Source organism: Bradyrhizobium sp. 23AC (assembly GCF_054863025.1).
This window is the reverse complement of the sequence record NZ_JAVAYN010000028.1, coordinates 31,137-57,817: the sequence shown is the minus strand read 5'-3', so window position 1 is coordinate 57,817 and position 26,681 is coordinate 31,137. Positions and strand designations below refer to the sequence as shown.

Sequence of the window (26,681 nt, the reverse complement as noted above, 5' to 3'; positions counted from 1 at the left end):
GCGAAACCTCAATTCAACCCCTGAGCCTGCGACAACGCCGCCGCGACCGCGGCGCGCGTCGGATGACGGAAGCGCGCCGCGACATAGCCATCGGGCCTGAGCAGATAGGCAGCGCCCGGCGCGGCGTCGTAGCGCCTTGCGACAAGGCCCGTGGGATCGGCAAGTCCGCCCTCGCCACCGATGCGAACATCCTTGACCCCGTCGGGCACATCAATCGCCGCGCCATTGTTGAACGAGAGCAGGGTGAAGTCCGTTCCACCCTTGCGGAAGGCGTCCGTCAGATAGGCTTGCTCGGCAATTGGCGCGTCGAGCATGGAGCAGCCGGGAGACGGTCCGCCGCCCCACACATCTGCATCCGGCGACGACAACGGGGAGGCGTAGCAGCACGGCACCGACAGCCGCCCGCCATTGACCATGCGCTTGCCGAACTCGGTCTCCTTGGCCAGCGACAGCACCGCCTTGCGCAGCCGCGCTTCCTGATGCGAGTTCGGCGCCATGAAATCGGTCGAGCGGGTGGATTCGCGGATGTTCTCGTCGGCCGCCATGCTGCGCTCGGCGTGATAGCTTTCGAGCAGGCTTGCGGGCGAGGTGCCCCGCAGCACGCGGTCGAGCTTCCAGGACAGGTTTTCGGCGTCCTCGAGTCCGGAATTGGCGCCGCGGGCACCGAACGGCGAAACCTGATGCGCGGAATCACCCGCAAAAATCACGCGCCCATGGATGAAACGAGCCATCCGCCGGCACTGGAATTTGTAGAGCGAGATCCACTCGAACTCGAACTTGTCGTGGCCGAGCATGCGCGCGATCCGCGGCCGCACGTTCTCGGGCTTCTTCTCGACGACGGGATCGGCGTAGCGATTGAGCTGGAGGTCGATGCGCCAGACATCGTCGGGCTGCCGGTGCAGCAGCGCGGAACGTCCGGCATGGAACGGCGGATCGAACCAGAACCAGCGCTCGGTCGGGAATTCGGCGGTCATCTTGACGTCGGCGATCAGGAACTGGTCCTCGAACACTTGTCCCGCAAACTCGGCGCCGACCATCTGCCGCAGCGAAGACCGCGCGCCATCGCAGGCGATCACATATTGCGCGTGCAGACGATAGGCGCCTTCCGGCGTCTCGATCGTCAACGCCACGCCGTCATTGCGCTGCTCCAGCGCCGTCACCTTGTTGCGCCAGCGCAAGTCGATCTCGGGCAGGTCGCTGATACGATCGACCAGATAGGCTTCGGCGTAGTATTGCTGGAGATTGATGAAGGCGGGCCGCTTGTGGCCCTCATCGGGCAGGAGGTTGAACTGGTAGAGCAGGGACTCCCCGTGGAAGATCCGGCCGACGCTCCACACCACGCCCTTGGCGACCATGCGGTCGCCGACGCCGAGCCGGTCCCAATATTCCAGCGACCGCTTCGAGAAGCAGATCGCGCGCGAGCCCTCGCCGATGCGATCGGCGTCATCCAGAAGGACGACGCGCTGGCCGCGTTGGGCGAGGTCGATCGCGAGCGACAGCCCGACCGGGCCGGCGCCGACAACCACGACGGGATGCTCGGCCGGGCTTTGACCGGCGCGGTCTTGATCGGCATGGCGGCGATAGCCGAACTGGGCTTTGGCCTGATGCGTCTTGACCTGAAGAGTCTTGGCCTGCGCCATACTCGAACCTCGGCTCTGGTCAGGAGAGGACTGATCTGCTAGATAGTCTCACGTGCAACTATTTTGGACCGGAGCCGGCCGGCCGTCAACTGGAATTCGGAGCGCGCTCCTTGGCGAGGACATCCAGCGACATCGCAGTGAAGGCACGCGAAGCCGATGAGGCCTCCGTGCGGCCAAAGGCACGGCTCGACCTGTTCAAGTTCGTGCCGTTCCGCCTCAACCGGCTCGCAGCGGAAGTCAGTTCCGCACTCTCGGTCGAATATCAGGAACGGCATGGTCTCGACATTCCGGCCTGGCGCGTGATCGCCACGCTCGGGTTCCGCAACGATGCCTGCAGCGCGCAGTACATCGCGCAATGCACCCGCACGCACAAATCCACCATCAGCCGCGCGGTGACTGCGCTGCTCAACGAGGATCTGATCGAGCGGGTCGAGAACGAAGCCGACCGCCGCGAATTCCGCCTGCAACTGACGAAGAAGGGCCGCGCGCTCTATGAAGAGCTATTCCCGCAGCTGCTGCGGCGGGAAGACGAGATTTTGGCGTGCCTCACCGCACAGGAGCGCAAGCAGCTCTCGACGCTGCTCGGCAAGATCGAGGAGAGTCTCGATCTGATCCAGACCAGCAAAGAGGCCGACGCGAAAGAGGCGTATTAGGACGCGTACTCATAGAGGCGCAGACGTTGGCTTTTGGGAGTCCGGTTGAGAAAGCTTGGTAGGCCCGTGACGGCAGTGGCGTATATAGCGATGCTACTTGTGGCCTTTGCTGCAACTCGCGCATACGCCGTCGACATGGGTTATCTGGCTCCCCCCGGAGTCGCTGCAAACGAGTTTCCCTCACCGCAGCGCCCTGTCGCACGAATCGTCAGCCCGCGCCGCTCCGCCGAGGAGCGCCGCGACGCCCTCGATGAGGCCGGCCAAATCGCACGCGTTCTTGACCTGAAACCAGGTATGACAGTCGGTGATATTGGAGCAGGCAGTGGCTACCACACGGTCAGGCTCTCGCACCTCGTCGGACCCGCCGGCTCTGTCGTTGCCCAGGACGTCACGCGGGATTACCTCGTCGAACTCGCCAGGCGAACAAAACTTCTGAAGTTGACGAACGTGCAATTCGCGCTCGGCGAACCACACGACCCGCGTCTGCCCGCTTCTTCACTGGATGCCGCAATCCTTGTGCATATGTACCACGAGATAGCCCAACCCTATGCCTTCCTCTACAATCTCGCGCCCGCCTTGAAGCAGAGTGCGCGGGTCGGAATTGTCGATCTTGAGCTTCCGACGTCGAAGCACGGCACGCCAATTGCGCTCTTGCGCTGCGAGTTGACCGCCGTCGACTATCGCGAGATCGCCACATATAAGCTCGCAGGGGACGGAGGATACCTGGCGGTATTCTCTCCCCCGGAGCTAGCGGCTCGAAAATCTCCCCGCGATATCGTTGCTTGTGTGGATCCTGCCGGCACTCGTTGAAACCATATCTGCCGCCCGAGGGTTCGCGCTTCGCGCGCCCCGGAATGACGGCTTCGCCGTCACTTCGCAAACGACCGCGACGGCGGCAGATGCAGCGCCCAGGCGTCGACCTTGTCGCTGGCGCGCGGATAGATCTCCGTGACGATCGGATCGTGGCCGGGAATGAAGCGATCAGGATGGCCGGCGAGGCGTTCGATCGTCTCCCAGCCTTGTGCCATGTCGCCGACATTGTAGACGATCGGGAATGGGCTCTTGCGCTGCAGATTGGCGTAGTAATGCGCGGCATCGGACGCCAGCACCACCGGCCCGCGCGCGGTTTCGACCTTGACCACCTGCAGGCCGTCGGAATGGCCGCCGACGCGATGCACGGTGACGCCAGGCGCGACCTCGCCCTCGCCCGAATAGAAAGTGACGCGCTCGCCATAGACGTGGCGCACCATCTGCGTGACGTGCTCGACCGAGAACGGATGTCGCAGCAGTCCGTTGCACATGCAGCGCCCGGTCGCGTAGGCCATCTCGCGCTCCTGGAGGTGGAAGCGTGCATTCTGGAAGCGATCGAGATTGCCGGCATGGTCGTAATGCAGATGCGTCACGATGACGTCGCGAATGCTTGACGCCGCGACGCCAAAGCGCTCCAGCGCATCGACCGGATTGAGCGTCAGCTTGCGTGCCCGCGCGCTCGCCTCCTCGGCATTGAAGCCGGTGTCGACCAGGATGTCGCGGCCGCCGCCGCGGATCAGCCAGACGAAATAGTCGAGGTCCTGCGCCGCGCTGTCATGCGGATCGGGCTGAAGGAAGTTCATGCTGGGGGTGCGCGGCGACATCGTCGCATAGCGCAGGGCGTAAATCTCGTAGGCGTTTCCCATGGTTTTTGCTTTTGCTTTGCTTTTCTGAGTGGATCTTCGGCACGATCCTGCGCACCAAGCCATTCTCCGCTGCAAAGGTCAAACGCCGCGCCGCATCACGGCGGTAGGCCTTTCAATGTGAGACCAATCACATTTTCGTCGCCATGGAGGCCCTAACGTGCCGCCGGTAAGATCGAGCCGGATCACGTCGAGCACAAACATGACAGCCTGTTTATTCCCCCTGCGGCGCACCCAGGCGTTGCGGTCAATCGTCGCGATAACGCCGAATCTCCAAGCAGTTGACGCACCCCGTCCCCGGTTTGATAATGCAGGAAGCGTAAGTTAAGGTCGCCGCGGCGCAAGCTGGTAACGGCGCCTTTTTGGCTGGACCGCGCTGATTATGAAAATTCGCTTCCTTCTTCTTCTGCCCTTGCTCGTCTCGCTCGTCCCGACTGCCCCATCGCTTGCGGCCGGTGACCGCTTTGCGCTGGTCATCGGCAACGCCAAATATCCGGATGCGGATGCCCCGCTGAAGGAACCGATCAACGATGCCCGTGACGTCGCCGACGAGCTCAAGCGCGACGGCTTTTCGGTCGAGATCGGCGAGAATCTGACCGGCGACGGCATGCGCCGCGCCTTCGACAAGCTCTACGGCAAGATCAAGCCGGGATCGGTGGCGCTGGTGTTCTTCAGCGGCTTCGGCATCCAGTCGGCGCGCCAGAGCTACATGCTGCCGATCGATGCGCAGATCTGGACCGAGTCCGACGTGCGCCGCGACGGTTTCAGCCTCGAGACCGTCCTTGGCGAGCTCAACACCCGCGGCGCCGGCGTCAAGATCGCGCTGATCGACGCTAGCAGGCGCAATCCGTTCGAGCGCCGGTTCCGCAGCTTCTCGGCCGGCCTAACCCCGGTCATCGCGCCGAATGGAACGCTGGTGATGTATTCGGCGGCGCTGGCCTCGGTGGTCTCCGACGCCGGCGGCGAGCACAGCCTGTTCGTCCAGGAGCTCCTGAAGGAAATCCGGGTCCCCGACCTGATGGCCGAGGAGACGCTGAACCGGACCAAGATGGGCGTCACCCGCGCTTCGCGCGGCGAGCAGGTGCCTTGGATATCCTCTTCATTGGCCGAAGATTTCTCGTTCAGCCCGGGAGCCGGCGGATCGCGTCCGGCACCGGCGACGCCGCCCGCGCCTCCCGCGCCGCCGCCGGTTGTCGCCAACAACCCGCCGCCGGCACCACCCGCGCCGCCGACACCGCCTCCGCCGCCGAAGCCGGCCGACACCACGGCGGCACCCGCGCCGGCTTCTCCACCTGCGCCTGCGCCCGCGCCGGCCCCCACGCCGAAGCCGCAGGTCGAGGCCGCCCTGCCCCCGCCGCCACCGCCGGTAAAACCAATTGATCCCGCTCCGGCACCGAGCACCGACAGCGGGCCGAGCGCCGCCGCGCTGGCCGACGATCCCACGATCAAGAGCCTGACCTCCAAGATCGCCGCCAATCCTGATGACGTGAACGCGCTGTACCGGCGTGGCCAGGTCTATGCCAGCAAGGGCGCCTACAACCTTGCCATCAAGGATTTTGACGACACGCTCCGGATCAATACCAAGGATGTCGAGGCACTGAACAACCGCTGCTGGACCCGCACCGTGGTCGGCGACCTCCAGGGCGCGCTGAAGGATTGCAACGAGGCGTTGCGGCTGCGGCCCAACTTCGTCGACGCGCTGGACAGCCGCGGGCTCGTCAACCTCAAATCGGGCGCGGTCAAGAATGCCATCGCCGATTTCGATGCGGCCCTGAGGATCAACCCGCGCCTGACCTCCTCGCTCTACGGACGCGGCCTCGCCAAGCAGCGCAATGGCTCCGCCCAGGAAGGCGCGCTTGATATCGCCAATGCCAAGGCAATGGATCCGAACATCGTTCAGGAGTTCGCAAGCTACGGAGTGCGCTAGTATTTTTTTGAATTGAGGCAGGCGGCGCCTCGAACCCCTGGTGGCCCAGGGAAGACTAACGAACGGATGCCGCAGGCGGCCTTCCCCGGGGGGCTCATTGCAGGAATTTTGGCAGGAATTTTGGAACCGCGCGAGCTGGCTGCGCAGGAGGGACTGGTTATGAAATCGGCTGCAAAGGGACTTACCGCGATCCTGTCCATCATCGCTCTTGGCGCCGCGCTGTCGCTGCCGGCCTCGCCCGCCTTCGCCGGCGACGACGGCAACAGCAAGAACGTCACCGAGGATGACATCGTCCGCGCGCTGGCGCCGCCGGCCAAGAAGCCCCTGACCCGCGGCCTCTCGATCGCCCCGCAGGCCGATCCCGCGCCGAACGCGGCCGAGAGCAAGCTGATCCAGTCGGTGCGCGGCCGCTCGACGCGTTCGCTGTCCTCGACCGAGCGCGAGGAAATCGCATCGGTCGCCAAGGACAAGCCGAACATCGATCTCGAAATCACGTTCGACTACAACTCCGCCAATATCAGCGCCAAGTCGATGCCATCCGTGCAGGCGCTCGGTCGCGCGCTGACCAGTCCCGACCTGAAGGGCTCCACCTTCGTGGTCGCCGGTCACACCGATGCCGCCGGCGGCGAAACCTACAACCAGGACCTGTCGGAACGCCGCGCGGATGCGATCAAGCGCTACCTCGTCGACAAGTACAGCATCTCCGCCACCGACCTCGTCACCGTCGGCTACGGCAAGAGCAAGCTGAAGAATCCGAGCCAGCCGATGGCGGAGGCCAACCGCCGCGTGCAGGTCGTCAACATGGAAAACAAGACCACCGCATCGAAGTGAGCACGACGTAATCCTTTGAAGTGACAAGTCGTGATGTGGTGTAAAGTCTCGCCTCCAAAGCGCGTCCCGCGGCCTTGCGGGACGCCGCTTTGTTTCAGGGAAACGCTCTCGATGGGCCTCGCGCGGTTGGCCGTGAGTCAGGCCAGGATGATCCGGCGATGAACCTCTCCGAATATCTCAAGCCTGCCGGAACGGTGGTGTTCGTCGTCGCGCTCGGCGTCGGCTATTACCTGTTCGAGCATCGGAAGCGCGCCGAGCCGAAGGAAACGCAGAGCGAGGCGCTCGTCATCGTGACGAAGTCGACCAATGCCTGCTTCTCCGACCTCGTGCGGGTGACCGGCTTCTTCGTGCCGCGCCGCGAGGCGGTGGTCATCGCCGACCAGGAAGGATCCAAGGTCACCGATCTCTTCGTCACCGAAGGCACCGTCGTTGCCGACAACCAGGAGCTGGCGCGCCTGACCGCGCCGCCGCAGATCCCGGGGCAGCCGCAGAGACCCGGTCCGCAAGGCCCGATCTCGCTGAAGGCACCTGCGCCGGGCCTCATCACCGAGGTCCGCACCATCGTCGGCGCGCCCGCTTCCCCGCAGGCTGGCCCGATGTTCCGCATCGCCGTCAACAACGAGATCGAGCTCGATGCTCAGGTTCCGGCGGTGCACATGCCCAAGCTCAGCTCGGGCGCCACCGTGCGGATCAGCCGCGATGACGCGCCCGATTTGATCGGCCGGGTCCGGCTGGTTGCGCCCGAAATCGACCGCGCCACGCAGCTCGGCCGCGTCCGCATCAGCGTCACCAACAATCCGTCGCTGAAGGTCGGCGTGTTCGCGCGCGCCTCGATCGACGCCAAGCGAAGCTGCGGCGTCTCGATCCCCAAGACCGCGATCGACCATCTCACCATTCAGGTCGTCAAGGGCAACACGATCGAGACGCGCAAGGTGCGGGTCGGGCTCTCGTCCGACAACGCGACGGAAATCCTGGAAGGCCTCGACGTCGGCGAAATCGTCGTAGCCGACGCCGGCTCTTCGCTCCATGACGGCGACCAGATCAAGACCATGTTCGCCGATGAACTCGATCGCACGCGGGTACGCTGATGGCTCTCAATATCTCGGCTTGGTCGATCCGGAATCCGCTGCCGTCGGTCGTCTTCTCGATCATCCTCTTGATTCTCGGCTGGGTGTCTTTCACCAAGCTCGCGGTGACGCGGCTGCCTTCGGCCGACATTCCCGTGATCTCGGTCGTGGTCTCGCAGTTCGGCGCGGCGCCCGCCGAACTCGAATCGCAGGTGACCAAGACGGTCGAAGACGCCGTCTCCGGCGTCGAGGGCGTGCGCCACATTACCTCACAGATCACCGATGGTGTGTCGGTCACGACCATCCAGTTCGCGCTGGAGACCAATACCGACCGCGCGCTCAACGACGTCAAGGACGCGGTGACGCGTGTGCGCTCGAACCTGCCGCAGAACGTCACCGAGCCGCTGATCCAGCGCGTCGACGTCATCGGCCTGCCGATCGTCACCTATGCCGCGATCTCGCCCGGCAAGACGCCCGAGCAACTCTCTTACTTCGTCGACGACGTGGTCAAGCGCGCGCTGCAAGGTGTCCGCGGCGTCGCCCAGGTCGAGCGCATCGGCGGTGTCGAGCGCGAGATCCTGGTTTCGCTCGACCCGGACCGTTTGCAGGCAATGGGCCTGACCGCGGTCAATGTCAGCCAGAGCCTGCGCGGCACCAATGTCGACGTCGCCGGCGGCCGCGCCGAGATCGGCAAGAACGACCAGGCCATCCGTACGCTCGCGGGCGCCAAGACGCTGAGCGATCTCGCCGGCACCATGATCCCGCTGTTCGGCGGCGGCGAGGTCCGGCTCGACGATCTCGGCACCGTCACCGACACCATCGCGGACCGCCGCACCTTCGCCCGCTTCAACGGCGAGCCGATCGTCGCGCTCGGTATCAAGCGTTCCAAGGGCGCCAGCGACGTGAAGGTGGCCGAGGCTGTGCAGAAGCGCGTCGACGCGCTCAAGGCCGCCTATCCCGACGTCGACCTGAAGGTGATCGACACCTCGGTCGAATACACCAACGGCAATTACCACGCGGCGATCTCCACCCTGTTCGAAGGCGCCATCCTCGCCGTCGTCATCGTGCTCTTGTTCCTGCGCGACCTGCGCGCCACCATCATCGCCGCGATCTCGCTGCCGTTGTCGATCTTCCCGGCGTTCTGGGCGATGGACCTGCTCGGCTTCTCGCTGAACCTCGTCAGCTTCCTCGCCATCACGCTATCGACAGGTATTCTGGTCGACGACGCCATCGTCGAGATCGAGAACATCGTCAGGCACATGAACATGGGCAAGTCGCCCTATCGTGCCGCCCTCGAAGCCGCCGACGAGATCGGCCTCGCGGTGATCGCGATCTCGCTCACCATCATCGCGATCTTCGCACCGGCGAGCTTCATGTCAGGCATCGCCGGACAGTTCTTCAAGCAGTTCGGCATCACCGTCTCGGTGCAGGTGTTCTTCTCGCTGCTCGCGGCGCGCTTCGTCACGCCGGTGCTCGCCGCCTACTTCCTCAAGCCTGGCACTCACGAAGAGCCGCCGCCCGGCCGCGTGCTGCGGTCCTATCACAGGATCGTGGCCTGGTCGGTAAAACACTATTTCATCACGGTGCTGGTCGGCTTCGGCGTCTTCGCCGCCTCAATCTGGAGCATTACGCTGCTGCCGCAGGGTTTTCTGCCTGCGCAGGACAGTTCGCGCTCACTGCTGGCCCTCGAGCTTCCGCCAGGCACCCAGCTTGCCTATACCGAAAAGGTCACCGAGGACATCGTCGCACGCCTGCGCAAGCGGCCCGAGGTGAAGAGCATCTTCGTCGACGGCGGGCGCGTCCCGCCCGGCACCCAGGAAGTCCGGCGCGCCGCGCTGATCATCAATTACACGCCCAAGGATGCCCGCGACATCACCCAGCGCGAGCTCGAATTCTCGATCAGCCAGGAATTGGAGAACATCCCCGACATCCGCTTCTGGTTCCTCGACGAGAACGGCCTGCGCGCCATCTCGCTGGTCGTGACCGGTGTCGACGCCAACATCGTGAACAATTTCGCGAGCGAGCTCGCGACGCAGATGAAGCGGATTCCCACCATCTCCAACGTGATCTCGGAAACCACGCTGGAGCGGCCCGAGCTGCGCGTCGAACCGCGCGCCGATCTCGCCGCGCGGCTCGGCGTCTCGACCGAAAGCCTGTCGCAGACCATCCGCGTCGCCACCATCGGCGATGTCGGACCCGCGCTCGCCAAGTTCGACGTCGGCGACCGCCTGGTGCCGATCCGCGTGCAGCTCGAGGATGCCGCGCGCGGCAACCTGAAGACGCTGGAACAGTTGCGCGTGCCGCTCGGCGAGCACGGCGAGAAGGGCGGCGTGCCGCTCTCGGTCATCGCCGACGTCAAGCTCGACCAGGGTCCGACCAGCATCAACCGCTACGATCGCGAGCGGCAGGCGACTGTCGCCGCAGACCTCGTCGGCTCCGCCGCACTCGGAGACGCCACCAAGAAGATCTACGACCTGCCGGTGATGAAGAGCCGGCCGAAGGGCGTGAAGGTCTCTCCCTCCGGCGACGCCGAAAGCCTGAACGAACTGTCCGACGGCTTCGCCACCGCAATCACGGCGGGCCTGATGATGGTCTACGCCGTGCTGGTGCTGCTGTTCGGCACCTTCCTGCAGCCGATCACCATCCTGTTCTCGCTGCCGCTCTCGATCGGCGGCGCGATCGCGGCCCTGCTCATCACCGGCAAGCAGCTCACCACGCCGGTGTGGATCGGCATTCTGATGCTGATGGGCATCGTCACCAAGAACGCGATCATGCTGGTGGAGTTCGCGATCGAAGCCATTCGCGCCGGCAAGCCGCGCGAAGAGGCGATGATCGACGCCGGCATGAAGCGCGCCCGGCCGATCGTGATGACCACGATCGCGATGGCCGCGGGCATGATGCCGAGCGCGCTCGCGGTCGGCGCCGGCGGCGAGTTCCGCTCGCCGATGGCGCTCGCGGTGATCGGCGGCCTGATCTTCTCGACCATCCTGTCGCTGGTGTTCGTGCCCGCGATGTTCATGGTGATGGACGATCTCGGCGCCCTGATCTGGCGCTTCGCCAAGCGGCTGATCGTGCACAGCGAGGACGCCGAGACGGACAATCATCACGGAGCCGCGCCCGCACCGAAAGACGTCGCCCACCGTGCTGCGGAGTAAAATTTAGGCGAGCGGCCGGAGGGGCGCGTCAACGCAGGGCGCCTTCAAGGCGCTATGTTACCCCAATAGCTTTCGCGCGGATCACGCTCGATCCTGCTGTCTGCACCGGCAAGCCCTGCATTCGTAGGCTACGTTCGGCTGCGCCCTACTCGTTCCGCGCGATCGCGGTCAGCTTGGTCATGTTCCGCAGCAGGATGCGGCCACGCTGGAGATCGAGGATCGCTTCCTTGCGCCAGGCCTGCAGCTGGCGGTTGACGCTCTCGCGGGCGGCGCCGACGAAGACGCCGAGCTGCTCCTGCGAGATGTGCACCTCGGAACCGAAATCGGCGGCGAGCGCGCAGAGCCGCCGCGCCAGGCGCACCGGCAGCGGCTGCAGCATGGATTCCTCCATGCGCTCGCTCTGCCAGCGGATGCGCTGGCACAGCAATGCGATGATCTTGATCGCGACCTTCGGCTCGCGCTCGAGGAAGCTGAGAAAATCTTCGCGCCGCAGCACGAACAATTCGCTGGCCTCGCCCGCGGTCGCATCCGCGGTCCGATTCTGGCCGTCCAGCACTGCGACTTCGCCGAACAGGTCGCCCGGGCCCATGAAATTGAGCGTCAGCCGGCTGCCGTCGGAGGCACCTGTCTCGATGCGGACCTGGCCGCGGCGCACGCCGAACAGCGCGTTGCCGGCATCGCCCTTCTGGAACAGTACCTCGCCGTTCCCCAGGTGCTGGGTGTGACAGAGATTGGACAGCCGCTGGAGCTCGTCTGCACCGAGATCCGCGAACATCGCGTTCATCTTCAAAATGACCGCAAATTCGGCCTGCTTGCTCATTTCAATGTCCTTGTGAAGTCCTGGTCAGTCATCTTGTCAGACGCTTGGCAAATCGCTTGAAACCGTCACGATCAGGATCGCGTAAAACCGCGTCGGGGAAGTGTGTCATAAGTCACATAACTTTGCAGCACCCCCTGACTATTTTTACGCGCTTGGAGCCGCTTCCCGTCCGGGGATAAACTCGGCCGCGAAGGATGGATAGCCGGCGAGATTCGACGCCGATTGTCCGTCAGTGGAAAGTCGAGATGAGAGCAGTAAAATTCGCCGGCGCGGCTTTGGCCGCCGTCATCATCGTGATCGCACTCCTGCTGGTGGTCGGAATCCCATCGGGCCTCCTGACGTCGACGATCGCCTCGCGGGTCGAGAGCGCGACCGGCTATCGTCTGTCGATCGACGGTACCACCAAGATCAGCTTGTGGCCGACGCTGAACGTCACCCTGAACGACCTCTCGCTTGCCGACCCCCGGGATCGCAGCGGCATCACGCGCGTGACGGTCGACAGCGTGCAGGCCGACATGTCGCTCTCCAGCGTTTGGTCGGGCCGCCCTGAGATCCGCGAGCTGATCGTCACCCATCCGGTGCTCTACCAGCCGCTGCTGCGTGAACGCTTGCCGAATGCGGGGAGCTCGTCGAAACCGCCTGTGCTCGATGTCGGCGGCGCATCCATCGACCGCGTCAAGGTCACTGACGGCGAAGTCGCATTCTCGCGCGTGCGCGATCGTGTCGAGGGCCGCATCAGTGCCATCAACGCGGAGGCGACCATCGGCCGTGACCGCAAGGTCAATGTCACCGGCACCGCGCGCGTCGGCGACCACCCGACCAAGTTCGACATCAAGGCGACCACGCCGGCGCCGCCCGCCGACCGGCCGACGATCCCGGTCGATTTCGCCATCGACATGCCCGACGTGTTGAAGTCTCAGCTCACCGGTCATGCCGAGATGCGAATGAACGGCGACGTCGTGATGATCAACGGCGTGAATGGCCGGCTCGGCGAGGGCACATTCAACGGCTGGGCTTCCGTCGACATTGCGAGCAAGCCGCTGGTCAAGCTCGACCTCGACTTCCAGCGGCTGGCGATTCCGCTGGCGAAATCGCCGGAGGGCGCAGCCGGGCAGCCCTGGAGCAATGCGCCGATCGACGTCTCGGGGCTCAATTATGTCGATGCGCAGGTGCGGATCTCCGCGAACGAAGCCGTGATCGGCGATGCCCGCATCGCGCCGCTGGCGCTCGATGCCAAGCTCGCCGGCGGTGTGCTGAAGGCCGGCACCGCCAATCTCGGCGCCTATGGCGGCCAGGTCTCGGGCGAGGTGATCCTCGATGCAACCACCGGCGCGCCGAGCTTTGCCATGCATTCCGATCTCGTCGGCGTGCGTGCGCTGCCGCTGCTTCAGGGCCTTGCCGAATTCGACCGCATCGACGGCAAGCTGCAGGCCAAGCTCGCTCTTCGCAGCGCGGGCACCAGCCAGCGCGCGCTGATGGCCAACATGCAAGGCACGGCCTTCGTCAATTTCCAGGATGGCGCCATCCGCGGCATCAATGTCGCGCAGATGATCCGCTCGCTGACGGCGGGCACGCTGTCCGGCTGGCAGGACAACCAGAATGCCGGCCAGGAGCAAAGCACCGACCTGTCGCAGCTCTCGGCCTCGTTCCGCATCGACAAGGGCCAGGCGGTGACGACCGATCTCAACCTGATCGGACCGCTGGTGCGCGTGACCGGCGCCGGCACCATCGCCCTCGACACCAAGATGATGGGCTTTCGCGTCGAGCCGAAGCTGGTGATGACGACCGAAGGTCAGGGCCGCGCCAATGAGCCGGTCGGCTTCGGCATTCCCGTGATGATCCAGGGCAGCTGGTCGCAGCCCAAGATCTACCCCGACATGGCCGGCATGCTGGACAATCCCGACGCCGCCTATGCCAAGCTGCGCGAGATGGGCAAGGGCCTGTTCGGCCCTGACGGCGCCGGGCTCGGCAACATTCTGGGCAGCCTTGGAAGTAATCTTGGCCTCGGCGGCACGACTGCACCCGGCGGCAATGCCAATCCGCAAGCCCAGCAGCCGGGCCAGAACAATCTGCTCGGCGGTCCCTTGGGCGAAGCCATCGGCAATTTGATTCAGCAGGGGCTTTCCAATGGCGCCGGAAGCAGCACCGGCGCCGCGCCAGGCACCGGCCGCAGCCGCAGCCTGCCGGCAACGCCGTCCACGCCGACGCCGCAGGCCTCGCCCGCGGCTCCGGCCCTTGAGGACCCGCCGGTCGCGCAGCAGGACAGTCAGCCAATGAACGACGTGCTGCGGCAACTCTTTAACCGGTGATTGGCGGATTGGCGGGCTGGGCTCCACGGCAATCCCCTTACATCAGCTTCCCCGCCACCGGCTTCCTCCGAACGGATGACGCTGGGCAATTCACCGGCCTTCCGCCGGCCCCGGCGTCCACAGGGAGTAACCACGCCGGCCGGTCCCCGGCCCGCGCGGCGGTCCTTTGGCCCAAATTGTGATAGAACGGCCGGGAAGGGCCTGCACGGCCCGTGAGCGCCGGCGTCGATGGCGGCGCGAGAGGATCGGGATGGCAGGAGCGAACGACAAGACACGGTTTCTGCGCGAGGGCCTGTTCGCCAAATACGTCGTCTCCCTCGTCGGCCTCGTCGTGTTCGTGCTCGCCGTCAACGGCGCGATGGAGACCTGGATCTCCTACCGCGCCACCAAGACACAGCTGACCGACGGGCTGGAGGACAAGGCGCAAGCCGCCGCCCGGCGGATCGAGCAGTCGATCTCGGAGCTCGATCGCCAGATCAGCTGGGTGACGCGGGCGAGCCAGGACACCCTCGAAAAGCGCCGTGCCGACTACGCATCGCTGCTGCACCAGGTCTCGGTCGTCAACCAGCTGTTCCAGCTCAACGGCGAGGGCCGCGAGGTGCTGCGCGTCTCGCGCCAGTCGACCACGACCGGCAGCAATGCCGACCTCTCCCGCGACATGCGCTTCACCGACACCGTCGCCCGCGGCGTCAGCTATGCGCCGGCCTGGTTCGCCGACCGGACGCCGTTCATGTCGATCTCGGTGGCGCATTCCGGCTTCAATGCCGGCGTCACCGTGGCCGAGATCGATCTCAGCTTTCTCTCCGACTTCCTGTCCGACGCCCAAGTCGGCAAGGCGGCCTTTGCCTATGTCGTCGATCCCCGCGGCCGCGTGCTGGCGACGTCGTCGAAAGGGCCGGATGTCGGCAAGGATTTGTCGAAGCTGCCGCAGGTGGCGGCCGCGATCGCACCTGGCCATGAGGCGGACAGCTCGGGCACCGACTTCAACGGCCATGCGGTGATGAGCGCCGCGAGCACGGTGCCGAAACTCGGCTGGAGCGTGCTGTTCGAGCAGCCGACCACGCAGGCCCTGACGCCGATCCGCGACCAGCTGGTGCGCATCGCGCTCTTGATCGGCATGGGCCTGATGGTCGCGATCCTGGCCGGCACGCTGCTCGCCCGCCGCATGATCATTCCGATCACGGCGCTGCGCGACGGCGCCTACAGGCTCGGCGAGGGCGATTTCAGTCACCGCATCGAAGTGCGCACCTCGGACGAGCTGGAAGATCTCGCCGGTCAGTTCAACCGCATGGCCGGCCAGATCCAGGAGACCTATTCGGACCTGGAGACCAAGGTCGAGGAGCGCACCCGAGATCTGGCGCAGTCGATCAACGAGCTGAAGGTGCTGGAGGAGGTCGGCCGCGCCGTCGCCTCCTCGCTCGATCTCAACGCCGTGCTGCCGACGATCGCCGCGCGCGCGATCGAGATCACCCATGCCGATGCGGTGCTGATCTACGGCTTCGATGCCGAGACGCGGCGCTTCAATCTGGTCGAGGCCAACGGCATCGACAAATCGGCCGACGGCGCCCATCTCACCATCGACGAAGGCGAGAACATCCTGAGCGATGCCGCCGCGAGCTGCGAGCCGATCGCGATCGCCGAACTTAGTGCGGCCGCCGAGCAGCCGCTGCGCGAGGTTGCCATCGCTGCCGGCTTCCACTCGGTGCTGGTGGTGCCGCTGGTCGACCAGCAGGGCACGCTCGGCTCGCTGGTGGTGCTGCGCCGCCCTGGTGGCGAGTTCGCCGCCAGCATCATCGGCCTGATGCGCACCTTCGCCAACCAGGCCGTGCTGGCGATGCGCAATGCGCGGCTGTTCACCGAGGTCGACCACAAGAGCCACGCCTTGGAGACAGCGAACGAGACTGTGCGCGCCCAGGCCGACAAGCTGCGCGAGCAGACCGAGCAATTGAAGAACTGGAACAAGTCGCTGGAGGAGCGCGTCAAGACCCAGCTCGGCGAGATCGAGCGCATCCGCAAGCTGGAGCGTTTCCTGGCGCCGCAGGTGGCGCAGCTGATCGCCTCCTCCGACAGCCCGGAAGGGTTGCTCACCAGCCAGCGCCGCGAGGTGACCGTGGTGTTCTGCGATCTGCGCGGCTTCACCGCGTTCACGGAAGCGACCGAGCCGGAAGAGGCGATGAACGTGCTGCGCGAATATCACGCCGCGCTCGGCAAGCTGATCTTCAAATATGAGGGCACGCTCGACAAATATGCCGGTGACGGCGTGATGATCCTGTTCAACGCGCCGATCCAGTTCGAGGACCACACCAAGCGCGCCGTGAAGATGGCGGTGGAGATGCGCGACACCATCGGCCCGCTGACCGAGCGCTGGCGCAACCGCGGGCACAGCCTCGGCTTCGGCATCGGCATCGCGGTCGGCTACGCCACGCTCGGCCAGGTCGGCTTCGAGCAGCGGCTGGAATATGCCGCGATCGGCAGCGTCACCAACCTCGCCTCCCGCCTCTGCGGCGAGGCCAAGCCCAACCAGATCGTGGTTAGCCGCCGCGTCTATGGCATCGTCGAGCCCTGGGTGGAAGCGCGCGCCCTCGATGATCTCCAGCTCAAGGGTTTCAATCATCCCGTGCTCGCGATGGAGATTTTGAACTGGCGCGAGGAAGTCGAGAACGTGGTGGATGCGTCAGCGGTGCGTCGGCGCGGGTAGCTCCCTCGCATGGTGAAGCGTTGCCTGCTTTCGCTCACCGACAGCGTTTCGCGATCCCGCAGCGCCTGGCGCCCGGGTTTTGCTTGGTCTAGCCACCCTTCGAAATGGAAGGGCGCAGGGAAGACCGGGCACCGGCTGGCACCCGCAAGACCCCTGTGCATGAGTGCGTGATAGTCGCTCACAGGGGAGAAACAGGTGTGGCCGAATGCCCGGCCTTCCCTGCGCGATGGTTGAAACGGCTTATGTCGCGCTCTCGCCGGTGAGACGATCCCTTTGCCACCGTCGTCTTGCGGCTTTCATGGGATGCACAGGTCCGGTCGGACCAGCGCACCGCTGCAAGACTTGACGCCGGATATTCGGGCGTCACGACCACACGATTTTGCCGTACGCAGGCAGCACCGTCGTACACGCGCCCGCTGATCGCTCACGGGGACAACCCGCCCTGCGACCGCATCTGGCACCAACGCCGCCCGCGTCCACCGCCCCTCACCCCACGAACCCTGACGATCGCGATCCGTCCCTTACCATGGGATGAGTTGAGAGGGAGCATAGGGTGTTTCGTTATTCTAGTAAAGCGAAATTTGGATTATTCGAAGACGAAATGGGATATCGAGCTTTCTCGGAATTTCAAAACAACCCCATGCACAGTAGACGGGAGTTGTCGGATCAATGGGTTATGAGAAACAGTCGAGGACCCACCTCCCCGGGGTCGTCCCGGCGAACGCCGGGACCCATACCGCGTGATCTATCGGTTGCGGAGGCAGAAGTACCGAACACCTCATCTTCGCCAAACTTCTCCCTGTGGTTATGGGTCCCGGCGTTCGCCGGGACGACAGCGGAGAGTGAGGAGACGCCAGTGCCAACACTCCCCCCGAACCACATCCCGCCTCCCCGCGACTAACTCTCGCCTCAGCCGCGAGGCGATTCCAATGGAGACCACTGTGGCGCTTGCCTTGCCTTCGCGTGCTTATGATCTGCAGATGCTGGACCGTCCCGCCGATCGCGCGCGCGACCACGGCTGGGTCTTTGGCCTGCCGCCGGGCATCAGCAGCGAGCAATGGCCGCTCGATCCCGTCACCGGTTATCCGCTGATGCACGGCTTCACCTTGCTGCTGCCTGAGGATTACCGCGTCCATGGCGAGGACATCGTTGCAGTGTCGTTCTTTGCCACCGCGCCCGACCACAATGACGGCGGCGCGCCTGATGATCCCGAGATCCGCGAGGCCGTGCAGGCTCTGCCGGCGCATCCGCGGCTGTCGCGCATGACCGACATTCTCGACTACGAATATGGCGCGCTGCTGCTGACCAAAAGCGAATACGATGGCCCGTTCGCGACACCGCCCGCGCCGCTTGCGCTGGCGACGGCCGACCGGCCGCGCTGGCTCGATGTAGGCGGCGCCAGTGCCTTCTTCGAGACGGCGCCGCCCTTCGCGCAGAAGATGTTCGCCGGCCCGCCGCGCGCCGAGCTGGCCGAGAACCTCGCGATCGCGTTGATGCCGCGCGCGACCGATCCCAACGCCGGCAAGGCCCCGCAGGACCCGCACATCCCGCGCAACCCGCCGACCGGTTATCAGTCCTATTATTACTTCGAGGGCGGCGTTCCGACCGCCGACAATTACCGCCTGCACGATTGGTGCAAGGACCACGCCCGCAACCATCTCGGCGGCACCATGCGGCCGTGCCAGGCGGTGCCGGAGATGAGCCCGTTCTACATCGAGTTCGAGGAATATTTCGGCGGCTACAATTTCGGCAGCGGCAACGCGCAGCTTGACTTCAAAGACATGAAGTTCGACTGGGCGTGCGACTGATCACGCCCCCCGCTTCGGCCCGATCGCTTCGAAGCCGGCCTTCTGCTCGTCGCTCAGATCGGCCTCGAAATCGTCGAGCGCATCGGTGACGCCGTTCACGGCCTGCAGCATCGTCTGCAGCCGCGCTTTCACGGCGGTGAGGCGGGCCTGCGGTGTCTCGGGAGTCTTTGACGGGCAGGCGCTGAGCGTTTCCATGGTGCGCAGGGTGGTGTCCTGGAGCACCTCGAAGCGGGCGCGGGCGGTGTCGTCGAGACGGAGCGTCGAGGCGACATCATCTGCCGGCCATTGCTGCTGCACGAGCTGCTCATACTGACGCTGCAGCTTTTCGTCATAGCGGGGATCGCTGTTGGGGTCGCAGGCACTCGAAGCCTGCGTATCCTTGCTCGTATCCTTGCGCTGCATGGCCGCGAGCGCGGCACGGCGCTCATTGCCGAGAGCGTTGAGCCGGGCCTTCTGATCGTCATCGAACGACCTAGTGAACTTCGACAGCGGCGCCTCGATGGCGTCGGTTGCCTTGATCATGGCCTCGATGCGCGCCTGCATCAGCCCCAGCCGGTCCAACGCGTTGGCGGGCACCTGCGCCGGGCAGGCGGCGCGGATGGTGTCGCGCGCATTGGTCCAGGCAGTCGCGAGCTCGTCGAGCGCCACACGCTGCAATTCGTTCGGCTGCAGGGCGGCGGCGATGCGGTCGACCGGTAGACCGCCGGTATCACTGGCCTCGCACAGGGTCTCCGCAGTCGGGACTCTTCGTCCGCGCCGGCCTTGCGGTGCGGTGTAGGCGGCGAGCTCGGTCGCCGCGTAGGGCGCGAAGATCGCAGCGTAGATGTCGCCATAGCCGTAAAGCGAGAGACTGGTCGCATCGCCGAAGATGACGGCATTGGTGAGATCGTCATGCGCGAACGGCCAGAACACCGGGCCGACCCAGCCGTAGCTGCCGTCGGGATGGCGCCACCAGCCCTGCGGGCGGCGGCCGCCCTGCCAGCCCGACAACGCCGCTTGCGCTGTGAGCGCCGCACGCAGGACGTAAGGATTGGACTGTTGGCCGCGCTCGGCGCCGCGCGGATCTTGACGCGGATCTTGCGACCTCAACGCGGCGGAGCGGTATCGGCCGCCCCGCACCGCCATGCGGGAATGGCGCAAGCGCGACATGCCGATCACATGGCCGACGGCGAAGCGTGCGACCCCAAGCGGACCGCCGCGCAATCCGAACTGCGCTTCAGCCTTACCGGGCAGCAGCACGGCCGCAATCATGATGGTCGCGCCCGCCAGCGCCAGTCCCATGCGTCCTGACACGACCGCTGACCTGACCAATTCGGCCTCCTCCCAGCGCAAAGCGCGCACTGCGTCGCATCGAGATGACGCGCCGGGGAACCAAATGTTCCTTGGGGATACAGGGCAAAGCGTCGCGGGGCGATGACTTACCTATCCCGGCACCTGCGCAGATGACGCTTTGGCGACGGCCTGAGCGCGCGCCTCGTCCTTCGAGACGACCGCTTCGCGGTCTCCTCAGGATGAGGCTAAGCGGCAATTGGCGTCTATTGAAGCTGCTGCCCCGCACTCCATCCTCATCCTGAGGGCCCGCCAAAGGCGGGCGTCTCGAAGGATGGCCGCAGGCACAAATATTATAGCCCTGCATCAAAGACGCGAGGAAAGACCGCTCCCTCACTCCGCCTTTTGCGGCATCACAAACGTCTGGCCGGGATAGATCAGATTGGGATTATGGATCTTGTCGCGGTTGGCCTTGAAGATCACGGCGTAGCGGGCGCCGTCGCCATAGGCGAGCCGGCTGAGCGCCCACAGGCTGTCGCCGCGGGAAATCACCCGGCTGCCTGTCTCCGCCGGCGCGGCGCTGATGAGACCGTCCGCCGGCGAGGCCGATGCAACGGTCGTCGCCGCTGGCGCCCGCGCCATGACGCGGGGTTTCGGCGCGCCGATCAGCCTCGGCCGGGCCGGCCTGTCGGATGCCGAGGCCAGATGCGGCGAGGCCGACTGCAGGGAAGCCACGACATCCGATTTGTCGTCCGACTTCTCGGCCTGCTTCGCGTCTTGCCGCACGTCTTGCCTCGCGACCGGTGCCGGACGCGCGGGCGGCGACGCCGCCTCGGCGATGGTCACCGGCATGGTCCGGCTGGACTGCGTGACGGTGCCATCCGGCGCCCTGGCGCGAAGCGTCAGTTCATAGGAGCCGGCGGGAAGCGGCGGCGGGGTCATGACGAATTGGCCTGAAGCGTCGGCGACCACCGTATCGAGCGGCTTGCCGTCGCGCAGCAGCTCGACCTTCGCACCCGGCGCGGCCTGGCCCGCGATCACCGCGGCCTCGCCGTAATCGTCGACCCGGGCGACGTCGAAACGCGGGCCGGTGTCGGCGACCGCCGGCGGCGGCTTGACCGGTGCAAGATCGGCGAGCGCGGCCGTGACCTGCTTCTGGGTCTCGGCCAGCGCGGCCACCTTCGGCTCAGGGGCCGCCGCGGGTGCAGGTGCAGGCGGCGTGGCGGCGGCAAGCTTTGGCTGTTCCGGTTTCGGCTCGGGCTTGAGTTCGGCCTTGGCTTCGACTTTGGCCTCGACCTTGGATTCGGGCTTGGCGGCGACGGCGGTCTTGGTCCCGTCCGGCAGCAGGCGGCGCAGCTCGGTCGGGCCGATCACCAGCACGGTGCCGACCAGCGCGAGCAGGCAAAGAGCAATGAAGGCCTTGGATGCGGTCATCATCGGAAAAGAACCTTGGATGGCAAATCAGCCGAGGGTGGCAAGGTGCGCCGAATTGGCTGCGGCAGCAAGACGTTCGATGGGATGAGACCTCCGTCCCGGCCCTCAGGGATGAACCGGCGCCACCCCGCCGGCGTCAAATCACGCGAGACCGCATCGCGGCATTTTTTGAGGAATTTTCCCGTGACCGCATTTTGCCGTTCCGCCCCAAGTCTGGCCCTCGGGCTGGCGCTTGCCCTGACGCTCGCCGCCTCCCCCGCGCTCGCAGCCTCTGGCCCGCCGCCGGGCTTCGTCCTCACCGACAATGCCGACCTCGCCTTCATCTCGCCTGACGGTGCCACCAGGCTCGAGCAATACATGAAGGACAGTGAAGACCTTTTCGGCGTCAAATGGCAGGTCTGGGCGCGACGCGGCGACCAGATGACGGAGCTGAGGCCGGAGCAGGGCTACGGCGCGGGCTTCCGCTTCACCAGCGACTCGCAATGGCTGGTGCGGATGCAGAAGACCGGCTCGGGCTCGCAGGATCTGTTTCTCTATCATGTCGAGAACGGCGCCTTCGTCAGCGCGACGAAGAAGTCACTCAGCGATCTCGCATGGGCCTATTTCCACAGCCGTCCCGACACGAAGAAGATGAAGCTCGACTACCATATCTCGGCCAATCTGATGAAGGGCACCGAAACTGCCTATCGCTGGCTCGGCGTTGACTGGCCCGACAACCGCTACCTGCTGATCTCGCTGTCAGGCGAAATGGACAAGCATCCGAAGAACGTCGCCGTGAAAGGGCTCGCGGACTGGAAATGCCGCTATGACGTCAAGACCGGCCAGTTCGATGTCCCCAAGATGTTCGCCAAGGGCAACGCGGAAGCGCTGAACTGGGAGATCAAGCGGTGAATGGAGGTCTCGCAATCTCGTAGTCTCGTAGGGTGGGCAAAGCGTAGCGTGCCCACCACCTCTATCCATCGAGACAGATGGTGGGCACGGCGCGCGAAGAACGCGCCTTTGCCCACCCTACGGGACTGCGCACCAACTCCGCGATGGAACCAACCCACTGATTCCGTTCCGATTCATAGTTCCCTAACCTTCGCTGGTAACGGGGTCTTGTCGGTTTTGCTGCACCTTGCATCCCACGGGAGGGCTGCATGGCCACATCGATCCGATGGACCGCGCGCGTGCGCGCGCTGCTCCGTCGTTGGCGGGGAGCGCCACTGACATGGCTGATCGTCGGCGGCTTCGTACTGATGGCCGCGACCGCAATCGGCACCGCGCTCACCGTCGACCGTTTCCGGCAGAATGCGATCGAGAGCGGCCGCGACAGCCTTGAAAACGCTGTGCGCCTGCTCGCCCGGCATTTCGACCGCGAGTTCGAGGATTTCGCGGTGCTCCAGAAGAGCATCGTCACCGAGCTCGAGAGCCGCGGCATCGAATCCGCCGACGTCTTCCGCAGCGAGATGGGTACGCTCGCCATGCACGAGGTGCTGCGTGCCAAAGCCAGCGGCTGGTCCGACGTTGCCGGCGCCAATGTGTTCGATGCCAGGGGCATGCTGATCAACTCGTCGCGGCGCTGGCCGGTCGCCGACGTCTCGGTCGCGGACCGCGGCTACTTCAATCGCCTCAAGAACGATCCGACCGCGCAGGAGGACGTGGAGGTGGTGAACGGCCGGATCGGCAACGGACCGGCGATCGTGTTCGCGCGGCGCGTGTCCGGGCCACATGGCGAATTCCTTGGGCTGGTCTCGCGCGCGATCGCGCCCGAGCAGCTCGAATCCTTCTTCGCCTCGACCGGGCTCGGCGAGGAATCCTCGATCGCGATGCACCACCAGAACGGTCAATTGCTGGCGCGCGTTCCGCGTGTCGATGCGATGATCGGGCAGAACTTTCGCAAGGGCACGCCGGAGCAGATGGCGGTGTTCGATCGCACCTTCGTCTCCATGCAGATCGCGAGCCCGATCGACGGCAAGGACCGCATCGTCGCCTCGCGCCTGCTCGCCGGCGAGCCGCTGGTCGTGGTCGCGACCAAGTCGCTGGATGCGACGCTTGCGACCTGGCGCACGCAGACGAAATTCTTCGTCACCGTCGCCGTGCTGTCGATCGGCCTCCTGGTGCTCACGCTGTTCCTGATCTTCCGCCAGGTGACGAACCGGCTCTCGCTCGAGAAGCAGCGGCTCGACACCGCGATGAACACGATGACGCAAGGGCTCCTGATGTTCGATCAGGACGAGCGGCTGATCGTCTGCAACCGGCGCTACATCGAGATGTATGGCTTGTCCCCTGAGGTGGTGAAGCCCGGCGCCACTTTCCGTGACGTGATCCGGCACCGCCATGACACCGGCTCGTTCCACGGCGACGTCGAGACCTATTGCGACGACATTCTGAGCCATATCGGACGCACCCAGAGCACCATCGTGGAGACCGCGGACGGCCGCCTGATCGAGATCAAGAACCAGCCCGGCGCTGCCGGCGGCTGGCTCGCGACCCATGACGACGTCACCGCGCGCATCCGCGCCGACGAGCGCATCGCGCATATGGCGCATTATGACGCGCTGACCGACCTGCCCAACCGCGTGCTGATGCGCGGCCATCTGGAACGCCGCGTGGCGGAGCTTGCCCAGGGCAAGCCGTTCGCGATCCTCTATATCGACGTCGACGAGTTCAAGGGCGTCAACGATTCGCTGGGACACGAGGTCGGCGACGAATTGCTGCGGCAGGTGGCGAACCGCCTGCGCGCCTGCGTCAGCGGGAACGACCTCGTCGCGCGGCTCGGCGGCGACGAGTTTGCCATCGTCAAGGCCGGTACTCGCGATCCGGCCGAGCTGTCGGCGCTGGCGGAAGATATTCTCAGCGCGTTGCGCGCGCCGGTGGACTGCAAGGGCCAGGACATCCCGACCGATGCCAGCATCGGCATCGCGATCGCGCCCGACCACGGCGACAATCTCGACGACCTGCTCAAGCGCGCCGATCTTGCGATGTACGCGGCGAAGTCGGAGGGACGCCGCACCTACCGCGTCTTCACGCCGGAATACGACGCCAAGGCGAGGCTGCGCCGTCAGCTCGAGCTCGATCTGCGTCAGGCGCTGGCGCGCGGCGAGTTCGAGGTGCACTACCAGCCGCTGGTCGATCTCGCGGCCAATGTCGTGAGCGGCTGCGAAGCGCTGCTACGCTGGCGCCATCCCGAGCGCGGCATGGTCTCGCCCGCGGACTTCATTCCCGTCGCCGAGGACACCGGACTGATCGGCGAGATCGGCGAATGGGTGCTGAAGCAGGCCTGCCGTGAGGCCGCCTCCTGGCCCGGCCAGATTCACATCGCCGTCAACGTCTCACCAGTGCAGTTCCGCTCGCGGACGCTGGCGCTGAAGGTCGCGGCCGCGCTCGCGGAGTCCGGACTTGCACCAGGCCGGCTCGAGCTCGAGATCACCGAGACCGTGCTGATCCGCGACGACGAGGAGGCGCTGACGATCCTGCAGCAGCTGCGCGAGCTCGGCGTGCGCATCGCGCTCGACGATTTCGGCACCGGCTATTCCTCGCTGAGCTATCTGCACCGCTTCCCGTTCGACAAAATCAAGATCGACCGCAGCTTCATCAGCGACATCGGTCAATCCGAGGATTCCTCCCCGATCGTGCAGGCCGTGGTGCACATGGCCGCCGCCCGCCACATGGCGACGACCGCCGAAGGCGTCGAGACCGAAGCCCAGCGCGAGGTGCTGCGCCAGCTCGGCTGCAGCCAGATGCAGGGCTGGCTGTTCAGCCCGGCCGTGCCGGCGGCGAAGCTGAAGCAGTTGCTGGCCGCGCAGGCGGTGGCGGCTTAGCGACGCGATGCTGCGTCTTTGTCGGAATGTGCGCTCCCCCGACCAGGCGGACATCAGGGCCGACGCCGAGTCCGTCTGCCTTGGTCCAGTAGCCGACTCATTCGCTGCTAGAAGGCCCGCTTTTGCTCTTGACCAAGGCATCAGTGAGCGAGTCGTCGCGTATATTCTCCGCTTGATGCCAAGCCGGGAGTTCTGCAGACTCCAGCCTGTTTCAGGCCATTCCTGCTCAACCGGTTTAATATGAAGACTATTCTGACGCTGTTTTTCGTGTCGGTTAGCTCGGGTGCGCTTGCTGCCACTCCCACGGCCGGAACGGGACCGTGTACTCGGTACACGCCTGTTGGTGTCTACTGCTTCTGCAGTCACGGCGTGTACCGTGGGTCATATTCGCCGGGCTGGATTCCCGATCCGATGGCACAACGACATTACACGAGGCCCGGCTGGCATGTGTCCGCCACGAAGGGCATGCACGGCGGCGGCAAACTCTGCATGCGAGATCGCCAACCTACAACAGAAGAAAGAGAACAGGCCCGCGCGCGCTAGATGGCCTGCTCGGCTCACCTCCCGCAAGCGGACGTCGCGACCGTTTAGGCGTACGGCGGCGCCGGCAATTGAAGCGGAACAAGCCAATCGAGACAATGCTTCAAGGCGTCCGCAAAGGGTCAAAGACGGTCATCGACCCAGGCTGACCTCATGCGGTCGCCGGAGCTTCGCTGAGAGGGACGGGCACGCCGGCCGACGGGCATTGGCCGACATTGCGTCACGCGCATCGCCGACGACTTCTGGCGCGGGCTCAGAGCTTCTGCTTTGCCGCGGTGATCTCGACGAATTCCGCGTCGGGGTGGCTGACGATGGTGGCGACCATGATGCCGCTGATGATCAGCGACCAGGCGGTGTTCCAATAAATCCAAAACACGAGCCAGCCTCCGTTTTCATCTGTCACGCCCGCGGGACCGGGGTAACGGCACAGCGATGCTGCCGTTCCCAACGCGCGGCGCGGCACGACCGCGCGGCGAAGCGCTATTTTGACTTGGTCGGCGGCGACGCGTGATCGGTTTGGCCGGTGTGGCGCTTTGCCACGACGTCCTCATCATGTTCGCCTCGGTGCGGGCGCGGCGGCGACTTGGGCTGGCCGGCTTGACCGCCATGCTTGCCGCCCATGTCGGGCTTACCTTCGAGATCGTTTTCACGGGGCATGCCGGTTCAATGCGCTCGCGCGGCATTGGTTCGCCTTGCGCCAGCCGTTTTCGCCTGTGAACGAGTTCATAGGATTGCCGCGGTTTGCAGTGCACGATTCCGGTGCCCCGCGGCTTCATGACAGCGACGGATTCGACCAGATGCGGAAACGGCTCATCGCCTGGACCATCCTGACGTCCGCTCTGGTTGCGGTCGCCGTCTGGACCGTGCTCGGACCACCCGCGCATCCGTCCAGCCCGCATCTGCCCTCCCGGACCGCGGCGATGCGGTAGCCCCTCTCCGGCGACCGATACAATTTCGGCATCGATCAATCCCAACTGGAATTTGGTGCAGCGGCGCGCCGCCCGCTATCCTCGCCGGCAAAACGACAAGGCCGCGACCCGCGGCCGCCAGGAGG

General features: G+C 65.3%; 19 protein-coding genes. 13 read left to right on the top strand and 6 right to left on the bottom strand.

The genetic code is table 11. The annotated features are described in order from the left end of the window. Positions 1-8: 8 nt before the first annotated feature. The gene (locus RAD10_RS37880) at positions 9-1,640 is read right to left on the bottom strand and encodes an FAD-dependent oxidoreductase (RefSeq protein ID WP_461621449.1); all 1,632 of its coding nucleotides are present in this window, start codon (positions 1,638-1,640) and stop codon (positions 9-11) included. 110 nt (positions 1,641-1,750) lie between these two features. Here RAD10_RS37880 and RAD10_RS37875 point away from each other — a divergent pair, with 110 nt between their 5' ends. Then, complete coding sequence (locus tag RAD10_RS37875; protein WP_461621448.1) at positions 1,751-2,293, top strand: MarR family winged helix-turn-helix transcriptional regulator; 543 nt, start codon at positions 1,751-1,753, stop codon at positions 2,291-2,293. 90 nt (positions 2,294-2,383) lie between these two features. Beyond that, positions 2,384-3,103, top strand: coding sequence for a methyltransferase domain-containing protein (locus RAD10_RS37870; RefSeq protein WP_461621447.1), 720 nt, complete (start codon positions 2,384-2,386; stop codon positions 3,101-3,103). Between the two features lie 59 nt (positions 3,104-3,162). Here the strand turns inward: RAD10_RS37870 and RAD10_RS37865 are convergent, their stop codons facing one another. After that, entirely contained in the window at positions 3,163-3,969 is an 807-nt protein-coding gene (locus RAD10_RS37865) for an N-acyl homoserine lactonase family protein (RefSeq protein ID WP_461621446.1), read from the bottom strand. 379 nt (positions 3,970-4,348) lie between these two features. Here RAD10_RS37865 and RAD10_RS37860 point away from each other — a divergent pair, with 379 nt between their 5' ends. The 4 genes from RAD10_RS37860 (at position 4,349) to RAD10_RS37845 (ending at position 10,946) form a co-directional block, all read left to right on the top strand. Further along, positions 4,349-5,893, top strand: coding sequence for a caspase family protein (locus RAD10_RS37860; RefSeq protein WP_461621445.1), 1,545 nt, complete (start codon positions 4,349-4,351; stop codon positions 5,891-5,893). Between the two features lie 159 nt (positions 5,894-6,052). Then, positions 6,053-6,724, top strand: a complete 672-nt coding sequence (locus tag RAD10_RS37855) for an OmpA family protein (protein ID WP_091966518.1) — start codon at positions 6,053-6,055, stop codon at positions 6,722-6,724. A gap of 158 nt (positions 6,725-6,882) precedes the next feature. After that, positions 6,883-7,812, top strand: coding sequence for an efflux RND transporter periplasmic adaptor subunit (locus RAD10_RS37850; protein WP_028143894.1), 930 nt, complete (start codon positions 6,883-6,885; stop codon positions 7,810-7,812). Next, entirely contained in the window at positions 7,812-10,946 is a 3,135-nt protein-coding gene (locus RAD10_RS37845) for an efflux RND transporter permease subunit (protein WP_461621444.1), read from the top strand. Before RAD10_RS37850 ends, RAD10_RS37845 begins: the two co-directional genes overlap by 1 nt. A 145-nt stretch (positions 10,947-11,091) precedes the next feature. Here RAD10_RS37845 and RAD10_RS37840 read toward each other — a convergent pair whose 3' ends face one another. Then, positions 11,092-11,766, bottom strand: a complete 675-nt coding sequence (locus RAD10_RS37840; protein WP_028143892.1) for a Crp/Fnr family transcriptional regulator — start codon at positions 11,764-11,766, stop codon at positions 11,092-11,094. A gap of 245 nt (positions 11,767-12,011) precedes the next feature. Between RAD10_RS37840 and RAD10_RS37835 the strand changes: the two genes are divergently transcribed. From RAD10_RS37835 to RAD10_RS37825, 3 genes are all read left to right on the top strand, one after another. Beyond that, positions 12,012-14,075, top strand: a complete 2,064-nt coding sequence (locus RAD10_RS37835) for an AsmA family protein (RefSeq protein WP_461621443.1) — start codon at positions 12,012-12,014, stop codon at positions 14,073-14,075. A 250-nt stretch (positions 14,076-14,325) separates the two neighbouring features. Then, positions 14,326-16,773: an adenylate/guanylate cyclase domain-containing protein gene (locus RAD10_RS37830; RefSeq protein WP_461621442.1), complete on the top strand. Its 2,448-nt coding sequence runs from the start codon at positions 14,326-14,328 to the stop codon at positions 16,771-16,773. A 929-nt stretch (positions 16,774-17,702) separates the two neighbouring features. Further along, a complete protein-coding gene (locus RAD10_RS37825; RefSeq protein WP_461621441.1) occupies positions 17,703-18,581 on the top strand; it encodes a hypothetical protein in 879 nt (292 codons plus the stop codon). Here RAD10_RS37825 and RAD10_RS37820 read toward each other — a convergent pair whose 3' ends face one another. Beyond that, positions 18,582-19,862 carry a Spy/CpxP family protein refolding chaperone gene (locus tag RAD10_RS37820; protein ID WP_461621467.1) on the bottom strand — a complete coding sequence of 427 codons (1,281 nt, stop codon included), beginning with the start codon at positions 19,860-19,862 and terminating at the stop codon, positions 18,582-18,584. Between the two features lie 381 nt (positions 19,863-20,243). Then, on the bottom strand, positions 20,244-21,287 hold the full coding sequence (locus tag RAD10_RS37815) for a LysM peptidoglycan-binding domain-containing protein (protein WP_461621440.1): 1,044 nt from the start codon (positions 21,285-21,287) through the stop codon (positions 20,244-20,246). Between the two features lie 180 nt (positions 21,288-21,467). Here RAD10_RS37815 and RAD10_RS37810 point away from each other — a divergent pair, with 180 nt between their 5' ends. Next, on the top strand, positions 21,468-22,175 hold the full coding sequence (locus RAD10_RS37810) for a hypothetical protein (protein ID WP_461621439.1): 708 nt from the start codon (positions 21,468-21,470) through the stop codon (positions 22,173-22,175). A 248-nt stretch (positions 22,176-22,423) separates the two neighbouring features. Beyond that, the gene (locus tag RAD10_RS37805; RefSeq protein WP_461621438.1) at positions 22,424-25,087 is read left to right on the top strand and encodes a bifunctional diguanylate cyclase/phosphodiesterase; all 2,664 of its coding nucleotides are present in this window, start codon (positions 22,424-22,426) and stop codon (positions 25,085-25,087) included. A gap of 793 nt (positions 25,088-25,880) precedes the next feature. Here the strand turns inward: RAD10_RS37805 and RAD10_RS37800 are convergent. Beyond that, complete coding sequence (locus RAD10_RS37800) at positions 25,881-26,003, bottom strand: hypothetical protein (RefSeq protein ID WP_256375112.1); 123 nt, start codon at positions 26,001-26,003, stop codon at positions 25,881-25,883. Positions 26,004-26,134: 131 nt separating this feature from the next. Here RAD10_RS37800 and RAD10_RS37795 point away from each other — a divergent pair, with 131 nt between their 5' ends. After that, on the top strand, positions 26,135-26,344 hold the full coding sequence (locus RAD10_RS37795) for a hypothetical protein (protein WP_461621437.1): 210 nt from the start codon (positions 26,135-26,137) through the stop codon (positions 26,342-26,344). An 80-nt stretch (positions 26,345-26,424) separates the two neighbouring features. Beyond that, on the top strand, positions 26,425-26,556 hold the full coding sequence (locus RAD10_RS37790) for a hypothetical protein (RefSeq protein WP_256379454.1): 132 nt from the start codon (positions 26,425-26,427) through the stop codon (positions 26,554-26,556). Positions 26,557-26,681 lie beyond the last annotated feature (125 nt).

Coding starts and splice junctions, on each gene's coding strand:
- RAD10_RS37880 (WP_461621449.1), bottom strand. CDS start 1,640: ATGGCGCAGGCCAAGACTCTTCAGGTCAAGACGCATCAGGCCAAAGCC.
- RAD10_RS37870 (WP_461621447.1), top strand. CDS start 2,384: ATGCTACTTGTGGCCTTTGCTGCAACTCGCGCATACGCCGTCGACATG.
- RAD10_RS37865 (WP_461621446.1), bottom strand. CDS start 3,969: ATGGGAAACGCCTACGAGATTTACGCCCTGCGCTATGCGACGATGTCG.
- RAD10_RS37860 (WP_461621445.1), top strand. CDS start 4,349: ATGAAAATTCGCTTCCTTCTTCTTCTGCCCTTGCTCGTCTCGCTCGTC.
- RAD10_RS37855 (WP_091966518.1), top strand. CDS start 6,053: ATGAAATCGGCTGCAAAGGGACTTACCGCGATCCTGTCCATCATCGCT.
- RAD10_RS37850 (WP_028143894.1), top strand. CDS start 6,883: ATGAACCTCTCCGAATATCTCAAGCCTGCCGGAACGGTGGTGTTCGTC.
- RAD10_RS37845 (WP_461621444.1), top strand. CDS start 7,812: ATGGCTCTCAATATCTCGGCTTGGTCGATCCGGAATCCGCTGCCGTCG.
- RAD10_RS37840 (WP_028143892.1), bottom strand. CDS start 11,766: ATGAGCAAGCAGGCCGAATTTGCGGTCATTTTGAAGATGAACGCGATG.
- RAD10_RS37835 (WP_461621443.1), top strand. CDS start 12,012: ATGAGAGCAGTAAAATTCGCCGGCGCGGCTTTGGCCGCCGTCATCATC.
- RAD10_RS37830 (WP_461621442.1), top strand. CDS start 14,326: ATGGCAGGAGCGAACGACAAGACACGGTTTCTGCGCGAGGGCCTGTTC.
- RAD10_RS37825 (WP_461621441.1), top strand. CDS start 17,703: ATGGAGACCACTGTGGCGCTTGCCTTGCCTTCGCGTGCTTATGATCTG.
- RAD10_RS37820 (WP_461621467.1), bottom strand. CDS start 19,862: ATGGGACTGGCGCTGGCGGGCGCGACCATCATGATTGCGGCCGTGCTG.
- RAD10_RS37815 (WP_461621440.1), bottom strand. CDS start 21,287: ATGATGACCGCATCCAAGGCCTTCATTGCTCTTTGCCTGCTCGCGCTG.
- RAD10_RS37805 (WP_461621438.1), top strand. CDS start 22,424: ATGGCCACATCGATCCGATGGACCGCGCGCGTGCGCGCGCTGCTCCGT.
- RAD10_RS37790 (WP_256379454.1), top strand. CDS start 26,425: ATGCGGAAACGGCTCATCGCCTGGACCATCCTGACGTCCGCTCTGGTT.